Source organism: Streptomyces sp. NPDC059832, from assembly GCF_042731715.1.
Taxonomy (GTDB): domain Bacteria; phylum Actinomycetota; class Actinomycetes; order Streptomycetales; family Streptomycetaceae; genus Streptomyces.
Window position 1 is genome coordinate 79,840 of the sequence record NZ_JBHWIY010000003.1, and the last position, 12,862, is coordinate 92,701.

At 67.7% G+C, this 12,862-nt stretch carries 14 protein-coding genes and 1 pseudogene; 5 read left to right on the top strand and 10 right to left on the bottom strand.

Annotated features, from left to right (window positions below; translation table 11 throughout):
* Positions 1-124 precede the first annotated feature (124 nt).
* The 7 genes from ACFV8T_RS05595 to ACFV8T_RS05625 all read right to left on the bottom strand — a co-directional run bounded on the left by ACFV8T_RS05595 (position 125) and on the right by ACFV8T_RS05625 (position 7,998).
* Positions 125-523, bottom strand: coding sequence for a cytidine deaminase (locus ACFV8T_RS05595; RefSeq protein WP_266415187.1), 399 nt, complete (start codon positions 521-523; stop codon positions 125-127).
* Positions 520-1,785, bottom strand: coding sequence for an ABC transporter permease (locus tag ACFV8T_RS05600; RefSeq protein WP_266415189.1), 1,266 nt, complete (start codon positions 1,783-1,785; stop codon positions 520-522). The genes ACFV8T_RS05595 and ACFV8T_RS05600 overlap by 4 nt, the downstream gene beginning before the upstream one ends.
* On the bottom strand, positions 1,782-2,900 hold the full coding sequence (locus ACFV8T_RS05605; protein ID WP_385324955.1) for an ABC transporter permease: 1,119 nt from the start codon (positions 2,898-2,900) through the stop codon (positions 1,782-1,784). The genes ACFV8T_RS05600 and ACFV8T_RS05605 overlap by 4 nt, the downstream gene beginning before the upstream one ends.
* On the bottom strand, positions 2,897-4,483 hold the full coding sequence (locus ACFV8T_RS05610; RefSeq protein ID WP_385325540.1) for an ABC transporter ATP-binding protein: 1,587 nt from the start codon (positions 4,481-4,483) through the stop codon (positions 2,897-2,899). Before ACFV8T_RS05610 ends, ACFV8T_RS05605 begins: the two co-directional genes overlap by 4 nt.
* A 252-nt stretch (positions 4,484-4,735) precedes the next feature.
* Positions 4,736-5,785, bottom strand: coding sequence for a BMP family protein (locus ACFV8T_RS05615; protein ID WP_385324958.1), 1,050 nt, complete (start codon positions 5,783-5,785; stop codon positions 4,736-4,738).
* 138 nt (positions 5,786-5,923) lie between these two features.
* Positions 5,924-7,150 (bottom strand): amidohydrolase, encoded by a 1,227-nt coding sequence (locus tag ACFV8T_RS05620; protein WP_385325542.1) that lies wholly within the window; start codon positions 7,148-7,150, stop codon positions 5,924-5,926.
* Between the two features lie 206 nt (positions 7,151-7,356).
* Positions 7,357-7,998, bottom strand: a complete 642-nt coding sequence (locus ACFV8T_RS05625; protein ID WP_385324961.1) for a hypothetical protein — start codon at positions 7,996-7,998, stop codon at positions 7,357-7,359.
* 496 nt (positions 7,999-8,494) lie between these two features.
* On the opposite strand from ACFV8T_RS05625, the gene ACFV8T_RS05630 reads away from it, so the two are divergent.
* The 3 genes and pseudogenes from ACFV8T_RS05630 to ACFV8T_RS05640 form a co-directional block, all read left to right on the top strand.
* Positions 8,495-8,737, top strand: a complete 243-nt coding sequence (locus ACFV8T_RS05630; protein ID WP_385324964.1) for a type II toxin-antitoxin system Phd/YefM family antitoxin — start codon at positions 8,495-8,497, stop codon at positions 8,735-8,737.
* Positions 8,737-9,111, top strand: a complete 375-nt coding sequence (locus ACFV8T_RS05635) for a type II toxin-antitoxin system VapC family toxin (protein WP_371096855.1) — start codon at positions 8,737-8,739, stop codon at positions 9,109-9,111. Before ACFV8T_RS05630 ends, ACFV8T_RS05635 begins: the two co-directional genes overlap by 1 nt.
* Before the next feature lie 79 nt (positions 9,112-9,190).
* Positions 9,191-9,562: pseudogene (locus ACFV8T_RS05640) on the top strand (tyrosine-type recombinase/integrase); the annotation flags it as partial.
* A gap of 88 nt (positions 9,563-9,650) precedes the next feature.
* On the opposite strand, the gene ACFV8T_RS05645 reads toward ACFV8T_RS05640, so the two are convergent.
* The 3 genes from ACFV8T_RS05645 to ACFV8T_RS05655 all read right to left on the bottom strand — a co-directional run bounded on the left by ACFV8T_RS05645 (position 9,651) and on the right by ACFV8T_RS05655 (position 11,632).
* Complete coding sequence (locus ACFV8T_RS05645; protein ID WP_385324967.1) at positions 9,651-9,899, bottom strand: hypothetical protein; 249 nt, start codon at positions 9,897-9,899, stop codon at positions 9,651-9,653.
* A gap of 540 nt (positions 9,900-10,439) precedes the next feature.
* Positions 10,440-10,910, bottom strand: coding sequence for an NUDIX domain-containing protein (locus tag ACFV8T_RS05650; RefSeq protein ID WP_385324970.1), 471 nt, complete (start codon positions 10,908-10,910; stop codon positions 10,440-10,442).
* A gap of 2 nt (positions 10,911-10,912) precedes the next feature.
* Entirely contained in the window at positions 10,913-11,632 is a 720-nt protein-coding gene (locus ACFV8T_RS05655; RefSeq protein ID WP_385325543.1) for an XRE family transcriptional regulator, read from the bottom strand.
* Positions 11,633-11,904: 272 nt separating this feature from the next.
* Between ACFV8T_RS05655 and ACFV8T_RS05660 the strand changes: the two genes are divergently transcribed.
* Together ACFV8T_RS05660 and ACFV8T_RS05665 are read left to right on the top strand one after the other, a co-directional pair.
* Positions 11,905-12,156: a hypothetical protein gene (locus ACFV8T_RS05660; protein ID WP_385325544.1), complete on the top strand. Its 252-nt coding sequence runs from the start codon at positions 11,905-11,907 to the stop codon at positions 12,154-12,156.
* On the top strand, positions 12,144-12,389 hold the full coding sequence (locus ACFV8T_RS05665; protein WP_032759868.1) for a hypothetical protein: 246 nt from the start codon (positions 12,144-12,146) through the stop codon (positions 12,387-12,389). The genes ACFV8T_RS05660 and ACFV8T_RS05665 overlap by 13 nt, the downstream gene beginning before the upstream one ends.
* Positions 12,390-12,862 lie beyond the last annotated feature (473 nt).

Sequence of the window (12,862 nt, forward strand, 5' to 3'; positions counted from 1 at the left end):
GTCCTTCCGGCCGGTACGTACGGTACGCAAGAGTCCCGAATGACTCTACGCGCATAGAGGGTGGAGATGGGGGTGGCCCTCCCGGCAGGCGGGAGGGCCACCGTGGACGCACTGCGGGCGCCCGCTACTTCAGATGGTCCGGGCCGAACGCCTGCGGCAGCATCTCGTCGAGCGTGCGCAGTCCGTCGGGCGTCTCCAGGACCAGTTCGGGGCCGCCGAACTCGTACAGCAGCTGCCTGCACCGGCCGCACGGCACCAGGATCTCGCCCGCCCCGTCCACGCAGGTGAAGTGGGTGAGCCTGCCGCCCCCGGTGGCGTGCAGCTGGGAGACCAGGCCGCACTCGGCGCACAGCCCGATGCCGTACGAGGCGTTCTCGACGTTGCAGCCGGACACCGTACGGCCGTCGTCGACGCGCGCCGCGGCACCGACCGGGTAGTGCGAGTACGGGACGTACGCGCGGGTCATCACGGACCGTGCGGCGCTCCGCAGCGCCGCCCAGTCGACCTCCGCGGCGGCCGTCACTTGCCCTGGCCCTTCCGGTAGACGAGACCGTCCGCCTTCGGCATGCGCAGGCGTTGCGCCGAGAGCGAGAGGACCAGCAGTGTCGTGACGTACGGAGCGGCGTCCACGAACTGGCTCGGCACCTGGTCCGTCAGCACGTACCAGGTGAAGAGCAGCGCGGAGACCGCTGCCGAGGCCACCGCGGCCACGTACTTCTTCCGGTACAGCTGCCAGAGCAGCACGACCACCAGCAGAATCGCGAGCAGCAGAAGCATCGCGTGCACGTTCTCGGCACCGCCGCGCAGCTTGAGGCTGTCGGTGAAGCCGAACAGGCCCGCACCGAGCGCCATCCCACCGGGCATCCAGTTACCGAAGATCATCGCGGCGAGACCGATGTAACCGCGGCCACCGGTCTGGCTCTCCTGGTAGATGCCGGTGGAGACGATCGCCAGGAAGGCACCGGCGAGTCCGGCCAGACCACCGGAGACGACGACGGCGATGTACTTGTACTTGTAGACGTTGACGCCGAGCGACTCGGCGGCGACCGGGCTCTCGCCGCAGGAGCGCAGCCGCAGACCGAACGAGGTGCGCCACAGCACCCACCAGGTGCCGGGGACCAGCAGCAGCGCGACGACGGTCAGCCAGGACAGGTTGGTGACCAGGCCACCGACGACGCCGGCGATGTCGGAGACGAGGAACCAGTGTTTCTGCTGGAGATCGAGAAGCCAGTCCGACAGCCCCGGAATGGTGATCCGGTCGATCGCCTCGATCCGCGGGGACTGCTTGGACGAACCGCCCTCGACGCCGTCGAAGGCGTAGTTGGAGAGGTAGCGGGTCAGCCCTACCGCGAGGATGTTGATGGCCACACCGGAGACGATGTGGTTCACCCCGAAGGTGACGGTGATGACCGCGTGCAGCAGGCCACCGAGGGCGCCGCCGATGATGCCGAACAGGACACCCACCCACGGGCCCCACTGGAACCCGGCCCAGGCGCCGAACCAGGTGCCCAGGATCATCATGCCTTCGAGACCGATGTTGACGACACCCGCACGCTCGGCCCACAGACCGCCGAGTCCGGCGAGGCCGATCGGGACCGCGAGTTCGAGGGCGCCCGCGACCTGCCCCACGGAGGTCACGTCGTTGGCACCGCTGATCAGGCGGACGAGCGAGACCAGCGCGAGCCCGCCCGCGATGATCAGCAGGATGACGGGCAGGGTGAGCTTGCGGCGGCCGCCGCCCTTCTTGGGGGCGACGCTCGCGGCGGAAACCTGGGTTGCGCTCACAGTGCGGCCTCCTTCTCGGTCGTGAGGGCATGGCCGGCGGCGAGTTCCTCGCCGACCTTCTGCTGCTGGCGGCGGGTTCCGTAACGGCGCACGAGTTCGTAGCTGACGACGACCGAGATCACGATCAGGCCCTGCATGATCGTGGCGATCTCCTTCTCGTACCCGAACTGGTCGAGCGAGGCGGACGTCTTGTCCAGGAAGGCGATCAGCAGGGCGCTGAAGGCGATGCCGACCGGGTTGTTCCGGCCCAGCAGGGCGATGGTGATGCCGGTGAAACCGATTCCGGTCGGGAAGTCGAGGCTGTAGGTGTGCGTGTCACCGAGGAGTGTCGGCATGCCGGCGAGACCGGCGACGGCTCCGGAGATCAGCATCGAGGTGAGGACCATCTTCTTGGCGTCCACACCGGAGGCCTGGGCGGCGCTCTCGCTCTCGCCCGTGGCCCGCAGGTCGAAGCCGAAGCGGGTGCGGTTCAGGACGAACCAGTAGATGACACCGCAGGCGGCCGCGACGAAGGTGAATCCGTAGATCTCCCCCGCCTCCGCTCCCATGGACAGGCCGGGGAACCAGGCGGACTCCGGGATGTCGCCGGTGGTCAGGTTGTTGGAGCCGGCGGGCTGCACACCGAAGTTCTTCGGCAGGATCAGCCAGGCGATCAGCGCGGTCGCGATGGAGTTGAGCATGATCGTCGAGACGACCTCGCTCACCCCTCGCGTGGTCTTGAGGAAGCCGGCGATCCCTGCCCAGAAGGCGCCGACCAGCATCGCGACGATCACGATCAGCGCGATCTGCAGCGCCCCCGGAAGGTCGACGCTCGCGCCGACCAGCGCGGCCACCATCGCGGCGAGCCGGTACTGGCCGTCGACACCGATGTTGAAGAGGTTCATCCGGAAGCCGACGGCGACCGCGAGGGCAGCGAGGTAGTACGTACCCGCCTGGTTGATGATCAGCACCTGCACATCGGCGTACATCGCCGAGTCGAACATCAGCCGATACGGCTCGAACGGGTTCTTGCCCGAGGCGAGCAGCACCACGGTGGTGAGCGCAAAGGCGACGACCAGGGCGAGAACGGGGCCGGCGAAGCCCAGGATCAGCCGGTCCTTGTCGAATTTCTTCATCGGTCCTCGTCCTCCGGTGCTGCCTCAAGATGACCGGTGGCGGCGCCGGTCATGGCCGAGCCCAGTTCCTCCGGGGTGATGGTGCCGGGGTCGGCGTCGGCGACCAGCCGGCCGCGGTACATGACGCGCAGGGTGTCGGAGAGCCCGATCAGCTCGTCCAGGTCCGCCGAGATGAGCAGGACGGCGAGACCCTCGCGGCGCGCCTCCCGGATCTGGTCCCAGATCTGCGCCTGTGCACCGACATCCACTCCGCGGGTGGGGTGCGCGGCAATCAGCAGTTTCGGAGCGTGGCTCATCTCCCGGCCGACGATCAGCTTCTGCTGGTTGCCACCGGAGAGGGAGGCCGCGGTGACCTCGATGCCCGGGGTGCGGACGTCGTACTCGCGCACGATCCGTTCGGTGTCGGCGCGGGCCGCCTTGATGTCCAGCAGCCAGCCCCGGCTGTTGGGCTTTTCCGTGACGTGGCCGAGGATTCGGTTCTCCCAGAGCGAGGCCTCCAGCAGCACGCCGTGTCTGTGCCGGTCCTCGGGGATGTAACCGATACCGCTCTCACGTCGCTTGCGCGTGGGGACGTGCGAGATGTCGTCACCGTCGAGGGTGATCGCCCCGTGGTCGGGGTCCCGCATGCCGACCAGTGCCTCGATCAACTCGGTCTGGCCGTTGCCCTCGACACCGGCGATGCCCAAAACCTCACCCTTGTGGATGGTGAAGTCGATGCCGGCCAGCACGTCACGTACCACGCCGTCCGGGTCGGTGACGCCGAGCGCGAGATTCTCGACACGGAGCATCGGAACGTCCGTCACCGTGGATTCCCGGGTCTCGGGCGAGGGCAGTTCGCTGCCGACCATCAGCTCGGCAAGCTGCTTGGTGGTGGTGTTCGCCGGGTCGGCCGTGCCGACCGTCGTACCGCGGCGGATCACCGTGATGTCGTCGGCGACCGACAGCACCTCGCCCAGCTTGTGCGAGATGAAGATGACGGTCAGGCCCTCTGCCTTGAGCTCGCGCAGGTTGTCGAAGAGCGCGTCGACCTCCTGCGGAACGAGCACGGCCGTCGGCTCGTCCAGGATCAGGATGCGGGCGCCCCGGTAGAGGACCTTGAGGATCTCCACGCGCTGCCGGTCGGCGACGCCGAGGTCCTCGACGAGCGCGTCGGGCCGGACCCCCAGACCGTACGCGTCCGAGATCTCCACGATCTTCTTGCGTGCGGCGGAGCCGATCCCATGCAGTTTCTCGCCGCCGAGAACCACGTTTTCGAGGACGGTGAAGTTGTCGGCGAGCATGAAGTGCTGGTGCACCATGCCGATGCCGCGCTCGATGGCGTCGGCCGGGCTGCCGAACGCCACCTCGACCCCGTCGACCGTGATGGTGCCCTCGTCCGGCTTCTGCATGCCGTACAGGATCTTCATCAGGGTGGACTTGCCGGCGCCGTTCTCACCGACGAGGGCGTGAACGGTGCCCTTACGGATAGTGATGTCGATGTTGTGGTTGGCGACGACGCCTGGGAAACGCTTGGTGATGCCGTGCAGTTCTACGGCGGGGGGGCTGGTGGACGCGTTGATGACGCACTCTCCTTGGCCGGACAGGAGCGGGGCAAAGGGGCAGGGGCGGGGCGAAGCTATCGCGCCGGAGGGCCGTCTACACGCGTAGTGCTGCCGAATCGTAAGGCAACGCACACAGCATCGCGAGGGGCTCGGTCCTGGGCCTGTGCGGCTGTTGCCGGGAGGGGCACCAGGACGCTGCGACGGGCGGAACTTCTTCGATGAGCACCCCCTGAGCCCGGAGCGGCGGGACTGCGCGCTCCGGGCCCGGGGAAACCAGCTGTACGGCAGTTGCTGTTACGGGGTGGTCTTGACCGTGACCTTGCCGTCGACGATGGCCTTCTTCGCCTTGTCGACAGCGGCGATGACCTCGGTCATCTTCGTGAAGGCCGGGTTGGAGTCGGCCAGGCCGACACCGTCCTTGTCCAGGCCGTAACGGATCTCACCGGTCTGCGGCTTGCCGTCCTTGACAGACTTGATCAGGTTGAAGACGGAACCCGAGACGTCCTTGGTGACCGAGGTCAGGATCTGCGCCTTGTAGGCCGCCAGACCCTTCTGGCTGTACTGGTCGGAGTCGACGCCGATGGCCCACTTGCCCGCCTTGGCCGTGGCCTCGATCGAGCCCGAGCCGGCGAGACCGGCCGCGGCGTAGACGACATCGGCCTTCTTGTCGAGCTGCCCCTGGGCGGCGGCCTTGCCGAGGTCGGGCTTGGAGAAGCCGTCGAAGTTCGGCGGCTGGGTCAGGTACTGCGACAGGACCTTCACCGACGGGTCGGTGTCCTTCACGCCCTGCTCGAAGCCCGCCTGGAACTTCTTGATCAGCGGGGTCTCCACACCGCCGATGAAGCCGACCGTCTTCGTCTTGGTGACCTTGGCGGCCGCGACGCCGGCGAGGTACGAGCCCTGCTCCTCGTTGAAGACCAGGTTGGCGATGTTCTTGTCGGTCACCGAGGCGTCGTCGATGATCCCGAAGGTGATCTTCGGGAACTTCGGCGCGACCTTCTTGATGGCGGGCGCGTACGCGAATCCGACACCGATCACCGGGTTGTTGCCGGCGCGGGCCAGCGTGGTGAGACGCTGCACCTTGTCGGCGTCCGACTCGCCGTCGGACGGTTCGGCCTCGGTGCCCTTGAAGCCGAGTTCCTTCTCGGCCTTGGCCAGTCCGGCGTAGGCAGCGTCGTTGAACGACTGGTCGCCACGGCCCCCGATGTCGTACGCAAGGGCGGTCTTGGCTCCCTTGGAATCGGAACCAGCATCCGACGAGGACTTACCGCCACAGGCGGTGGCACTGAGCGCAAGCGCCGCGGACGCAAGGCCCACGGTGGCAATCCGGGTGATCCGGCGCAAGGGAAGGCTCCTTCAAACCTGACCGAAGCGCCTCTTCCGGCGCTGGTTTCGCCGCGATCGTAACGCGCGTAGATGTCAGATAAAGCCCTGTACGGAAGCCGTTATCGGATCGTCGCGAACCAGGGGCGACCTGTCCGGTTACGGATGGTTGCCGTTGAGCAACGCGGAGGCGGTGAAGAGCTCCACCGCCACCGTGATCGCCTCCTCGTCGGCGTCGAAATCACCGCGATGCAGGTCGAGCCGGGCAGTGTCACCGGGGGTACGGACTCCGAGCCGGGCCATGGCTCCCGGGACGTGTTCCAGGTACCAGGAGAAGTCCTCACCGCCGAGGCTCTGTTCGGTGTCCTCGATCGCAGACGAACCGCGGCGTGCGGTCATCGCCCTCGCGAGCAGATCGATCACGTCGGCGTCGTTCACGACGGGCGGGACGCCCCGGACGTAGTTGATCAGCGTCTTGGCCCCGTGCATCCCGGCCACCTCGTCGACCGCCGCGTGCACCAGATCCGGCGCCTCCCGCCACGCCGCCAGTTCCAGGCAGCGGACCGTGCCGGAGAGTTCGGCGTGCTGCGGGATCACATTGCAGGCGTGCCCGGCCTCCAGCCGGCCCCAGGTGACGGCGAGCCCGGCCCGTGCGTCGACCCGGCGGGCCAGCAGCGCGGGCACCTCGGTGGCGACCTTGGCGGCGGCGGTGACCAGGTCAGTGGTCAGATGCGGCCGGGCGGTGTGCCCGCCGGGGCCGTCGAGCGAAACCTCCAGCCGGTCGCAGGCCGAGGTGATCGCCCCGACCCGCAGCCCGATCCGCCCCACGTCCACCTTCGGGTCGCAGTGCACCCCGATGATCCGCCCGACGCCCTCCAGCGCCCCGGACAGGATCGTGTCGGGCGCCCCGCCGGGCAGCACCTCCTCGGCCGGCTGGAAGATCAGCCGCACCGGCCGCGGAAGCAGCCCCTGCCGGTCGAGCTCGGCCAGCACGAGCCCGGCGCCGAGGACCGAGGTGGTGTGGATGTCGTGCCCGCAGGCGTGCGCCCGGTCGGGAACGGTGGACCGGTAGGGGACGCCCGCCTTGGTGTCCGGGATGGGCAGAGCGTCGATGTCCGCGCGCAGAGCGAGCATGGGACGCGGGTCGTCTTCCCGCCTGCCCACGTCGCACAGGAGCCCGGTCCCGGTGTCGAGTACCCGTGGTTCCAGCCCCGCCTTCTCCAGCCGGGCCTTGATGGCCGCGGTGGTACGGAACTCCTGGTTGCCCAGCTCGGGGTGCATGTGCAGATCACGCCGGAAGGCAATCAGTTCGGCACGCAGGGCCTCGGGTAGGGTGCCGGGCAGTTTCTCTTCCGTGGACGGCTGGGCATCGGAATCGCGGGACATCAACTGGCTCACCTGGTGAAGGGTAAGGCCCTTCCCTCGTCAACTGACCATGAAACAAGAAAAGTTCAGCCACATAGACGAATAAATGACTGCGTCGTGTCGTGTGAGGTGATGGCGGCGTGGGTAAACTCGCCCCCTTTGCGCCATGACCGACCACTCCGACCACCCAGGTCGGCCAGGTCGGCCAGGTCGGCCATCGGGCGCCGTCAGGCGGAGAGACCCCGGCGTACCGGCATCAGTGCCACCCCGAGGCAGAGGGCTCCGACCGGCAGCAGATCCAGGCTCACGGCCATCAGCACGGTGCCCGCCAGCACCAGCACCGGCGCCCACGCCCGGACCAGGTCACGGCGGAGGAACACGAGCAGGGTGACGAGGGCCAGCAGCCCGAGCCAGAACAGCATCGGCACCGCGGTGTAGACCAACGGCATCACACCGGGCACGCCCTGCACCCGATCGAAGATCTCGCTCATGGCCTCTTTGTCCGCCGCGACGAACCCGGCCGCCAGGTCGATCACCGCCTGCACCACCACCGCCGCCGCACCGAGCAGCCCGGTCCAGGCGGCCACCTCGGCGGCGACCCGCTTGCCCCCGCGCTCCCCGGCAAGCTTCCGCAGCCCCAGGAACACCGGCACGAATGCGAGCACCCCGGCCAGGAACAACAGATGCGCCAGCGACCACCACACACCGGGCCCGTAGTCACTGAGGGCGCGCCCGATCAGCCGCACCGCTCCGTACCCGGCCATCAGGGCGGGCCCCACGAGGAGGGCCGTTCCCAACGTCACCCCGGCCACCCCATCCGTACCGGCCGTCCCGCCCTGTCGCTCCGTCGCCATCCGCATCGTCGTCATGCGTCCATGCTCGGGCCGGACCGCCCCTGCCCACCACCGGGGCTTGCCCCCAACAAACCCTGGGTGCAAGCCACTTACGGCTCAGGGTGATCCATGACGTCGAGAGAACGTCCGACCTGCATCGAGTGGGCCTCAACACTGAAGCCCTCGGCCAACACCCCGTCGAGACGCCCCTCATCCGCTCCGGACAACTGGCGGGTCGGTAGGTGCTCCACCGCCCCTCGCCGGTTCGGCTCCGAACGTGCAGGCCGCGCGCGGACGTAACACCTCAGGGTGCCGGTGTCACGTTGCCACGACACCCCGCCCCCGACACCTCCGCAACCGACAGGCTGCGACGCCTGCGCGGCTCCGGCCGGACGGAGGCAGAAGGCCGGGCCTCCAGGCGCGGAAATCGCGGGGCGCCCCGCGACGGAGCCGTCCCGGCGCGCCCCGGTCATGCGGGGTAGACTTAGTCCAGTGGTTAGTCCACCTTCTGATCCGTCCCTGTGAGGCAGCCGTGGAAGCAGCGCGTCAGTACAACGTCCACGAGGCAAAGACCCACCTCTCGCGCATCTTGGAGCAGGTGGCCACAGGAGAGGAAGTGGTGATCTCCAAAGCAGGAGAACCAGTGGCCAAGGTGGTGCCGCTCCATCCTCGCGTAAGGCGGACCGGGCGCGGCTCACTCAGCGGACGGATCCACATCAAGGACGACTTCGACGACCTGCCGGACGACCTGGCCGACACCTTCGGGATGCGCTGATGAAAATGCTGCTCGACACGCATGTCGTCCTGTGGTGGCTCGACGACTCCGCCGAGCTCACCGACGAGATCAAACACCTGCTGGACACAGAGCCCTCGGTCTTCGTCAGCGCGGTCACCCCATGGGAGATCGCGATCAAGCAGTCCCTCGGAAAGCTCGAAGGTCCCGAGGACCTGGCTGAGCGGGTACGGGACAGCCAGTTCACCTCACTTCCGATCACTGCGGGACATGGCGTGCGAGCGGGCAGGCTTCCCGCACATCACCGTGACCCCTTCGACCGGATACTGATCGCACAGGCCCAGACCGAGGGAATGACGATCCTGACCCGCGACAAGTGGATCCCCTCCTACGACGTGCAGATCATGCCCGTCTGACGACTCTGCGACCTTCACCTCGGCGCCGACCAGAGCGAAGGACGAGGCGGGGAGGACCGCGGGGGAGTTCAGGACCGCGCGACAGGACGAGGAACGCGAAGCGGCAGGACCAGTCCGGCAAGACAGTGGCCTCGTCTTCACCACGCCAACCGGACGGCCTCTGGATCCGGCCAACCTCACCCGCCGCTTCCGCAGCTTCCTCAACCGGGCCGGACTCCGACGCATCCGCTTCCACGACCTCCGCCACTCGACCGCCACCCTGCTCCTGGAGCAAGGCGTTGACCTCGTCGTCATCAAGGAGCTCCTCGGCCACGCCCATATCGGCGTCACCACCGTCTACGCCCACGTCCGACTCCGCCTCCAACGCCAGGCCATCGACACCCTCGGAGTCGTCCTCACATCAACCGACGACAACCCCGACAACCCATCCGTCACAGCCGTCGTCCGCTGACGTTGCCGTCACCGTTGCCGTCAAGGCACCCGAAAGCCCCACCGGTACCACTGCCGGTGGGGCTTTGCGATCATTCGGCGAATGAATTCTAATTGCTCGCCGCACCCGCTGAAGGGCGCGCTACTTCTTTCGCGTAAGCGATCGTCTCGGCGACCACATCCACATCAGCCTCCCTCGCCATGGGCATCAGATAAAGCCCCTCTGGAGAATCAATACGGATCTCGCATACGCAATCTCCAGTATCCATGGCACGGCATTCAACGTAGCTGGCATCTTCGTGAATGCTGGCCACCATGAAGAGGCGATATTGACGCCCGGAAATCTCCGCAATCCTCACCCGAGGAACCCTTCGAACGTGAGTCCGCCTCCGCGCGTACTCCAGCGTGCACCATAGCTTCCGCTTGGATGCCATATGTCGCGAACAGTTCCCCCATAGTGCGCCGAGGCGGAACCCAGTGTGTCTGTACTACCTGGATTGGTCAGCAACTCAAGGACCATGTCGTCGCCCATTTCCGTACGCTCTGCATCCGACGCGAGGGTCGGGAACTTGCTCGCATGAACCGGCCCTCGACTGGGGTCTGCATGCTTCTGCAACGCCCGTCCTGCATTGCTTTGACCGCGAGCAATCTTACCGGTACGCGTGTCGATTTTGGCCTTCTTGTAAGGCCCAGTCGCCGCCTCAGCCAGCTCGTCAACGGACGCATTTCCACAATTGTGAACGAGTACCGGCGTGGCCCCCGCCAGCACATAGTACGTGTGCTACGCGAGCCCCTCTACCTGCTTTTATGCAGGTCAAGCGAGGTTTGCTGGTCCGGTGAGGTGCGTGGGTGTCCGTGGTTGTGCGGGGTTGTTGCCGTCGCTACTGCCGTCAGGCGGTTCAGCCCAGGTACGGCTTCTCGCGCTGTTCCCGGAAGTGTTGGAGCCTGAGTCGTTGGGTGTGGTGCATCGGCAACTGCTCGATCTCTTCAGGTAGTACGAACCGGAGTTCGGTGGACTCGTCGGAGATCTCCAGTTGGCCGCTGGTGATGCGGGCGGTGAAGCAGACGTTGAACTGTCGCCGGACCTCGCCGTCGGTGTAGGCGATGATGTGTTTCGGGTCGGTGTAGGTGCCGACCAGGCCAGTGATCTCGACGTCGAGGCCGGTCTCTTCCTTGACTTCGCGGACGGCCGTGCCTGGCAGGGAGTCGGTGAGGTCCATTCCGCCGCCGGGTAGCGCCCATAGGTCGTTGTCGCGGCGGCGCTGGAGGAGGATGCGCCCGTGGTCGTCGGTGACGACGGCGGAGGCGGCGACGACCATGCTGTTCGGCTTGGGCGCGTTCGGGTCGTCGTAGTACTCGGTGCGGGCCACGGTCAGTCTTCCTCTCGTACGGGGGTTGCGGTCGCCCACACGGCGTCGAAGCTCTCGGCGTAGGTATCGAACATGCCGCCTGCCTCGTGTCGGCGAAGATGCCATACGGGGGCGGCGTACGCGTTGACGCCCCAGACATGGGCGTTGACGAGTTGCTGGTCGTCGGCGCGGTAGAGGGAGTTGTAGAGCGTGGTTTCGTGGGTGCGGACTTCGATGCCCGGGGTGCTGGCGAGCGGTCTATAGTGCATGAGCGCGAGGCAGCAGCGGGATTCGATGCCGTGTCCGAACCGCTCTTCCTGGCCGCGGGCTTGGACGGTGCCGCTGTCGGGGTCCCCGATCGCGATGCGGACGGTGCAGCCTTCGGCGGCGCGTTCGGTGAGGAGTTCGTTCAGCCGCGGGTAGGCCTCGTGGAGGAAGACTGCCGCGTAGACGAGGATGTCGATCCGTTCCCGGGCCTGGGCCATCAGGTCGGTGAACGTCGAGACGGGGATGTCGGCCCGCTGTTCGTAGAGCGCGACCAGTTCGGGGCTGATGGCGCGGGCGGGGCGGGCCTGGCGGAGCGCCGGCCAGAGTGCGTGCACGTCTTCTCCCAGGGCCTTGGCCGCCTGGAGGGCGGTGGCACGACGTGGGATACGCCCGAGGTTCACCCAGCGCTCGACCGACTTGGGGTCGACCTCGACCTGCTGAGCGAGTGCGGCGTACGTCCAGCCTCCCGCCGCCATGACGGCTCGTAGTCTCTCGTTCGGCACGAGTCTCCCCCTTCGTCCCAGGACGGCACTAGGGACGTTCTACACGGTGCGGGACGTCCCGAAGTGGGGTTTGGTGGAGGTTCCTTCGTCCTGGTGACCGGCGTGAGGATCGGTGCCGACCCTGCGGCACCAACAGGCCCAGGGCACGCATCAACGCCGCCGAGGAGCGTCACCGTGCGAATGAGCGCCACCCCATGTGTTCCCGCCCTGCGACTGGACGCCCGGTCCCGCGCCGCCTCGTCGGGGTGGTCACGGTGACGGCCCCCACCCCTGATGCCGACGGGCACACCGTCTCGCCCGATGCCGGCGCCCTGGTGGTCGACCGGCGGAGCGGCAAGATGGGCGTGGTGATGGGGCATGTGGGGACGTACGTGCAGCTTCGGCCACCGCGCGGTGGCCGGGAGTGGGACGTGCTGCCCGAGGACGTACGTACGCCGACTCCGACGGAGGAGTTGAGCGCGAAGGTGGCCGTGGCCAACCGGAGGTGGGGACGGTGACCCCGCGCTCGGTCCTGCGCTACGAGACCTGGACGCTCCAGCCCGACCGCGAGCCGGACGCGGAGCCGGTCCATTACGCGATGCAGTGCGCCGTGGACGGAGAGACCTCGCCGACAAGCGAGGACTTCGCCGAACCGCAGGACTGGGTACTCCGGCACTGCGGCCAGAACCCGTCCCACCACACCTACCGGGAGATCATCACCCGCCCCTGGCGGACCTGGCGCCAGACGTGACCCGCCTCGCTCGCCCAGGCGCCGCACTGCGCTGACCCACCCGACTCCCGTCCCTGCCGGGCGCAGCCGATCGAGGCTCCCCCGCACTCGTCAGCCCCGGCAGGGACGGGCCTCACGTACGTGCCGTGCCCATGGCTGTGGGGGTTCTGGCCTCTGCCACAGAAAGTCAGCCACGACGGCGGGCGCGCCGACCGATCATCCGTCACGTGTGTCTTACTCAGCCCCGCACCGGCATCAGCCCAGTTATCTCCATCGTCACGGCCCCCAGCCAGGCAGCAAGCATGGGCGTCCGGGACGGCGCGAGCCCGCCGGGCGGCCTCTCAGGTGCCCGGCCAGCCTGCTGCTGAGGGGTCGGACCGGGTCTTCCGATTGGTGGTCCGGCTATGCTCCCGGGCTCTGCGCGCCGAGTGGTCGGCGGCCGTCGCCAGCGGGGCGGCAGACAGGAGCGGGCGGCGGTCGCCGACCGCCGGCGC

Bases quoted from the DNA above. Each gene is read 5' to 3' on its own strand.
- ACFV8T_RS05605 (WP_385324955.1), bottom strand. From the start codon at position 2,900: ATGAAGAAATTCGACAAGGACCGGCTGATCCTGGGCTTCGCCGGCCCC.
- ACFV8T_RS05620 (WP_385325542.1), bottom strand. From the start codon at position 7,150: ATGTCCCGCGATTCCGATGCCCAGCCGTCCACGGAAGAGAAACTGCCC.
- ACFV8T_RS05625 (WP_385324961.1), bottom strand. From the start codon at position 7,998: ATGACGACGATGCGGATGGCGACGGAGCGACAGGGCGGGACGGCCGGT.
- ACFV8T_RS05635 (WP_371096855.1), top strand. From the start codon at position 8,737: ATGAAAATGCTGCTCGACACGCATGTCGTCCTGTGGTGGCTCGACGAC.
- ACFV8T_RS05655 (WP_385325543.1), bottom strand. From the start codon at position 11,632: ATGGCGGCGGGAGGCTGGACGTACGCCGCACTCGCTCAGCAGGTCGAG.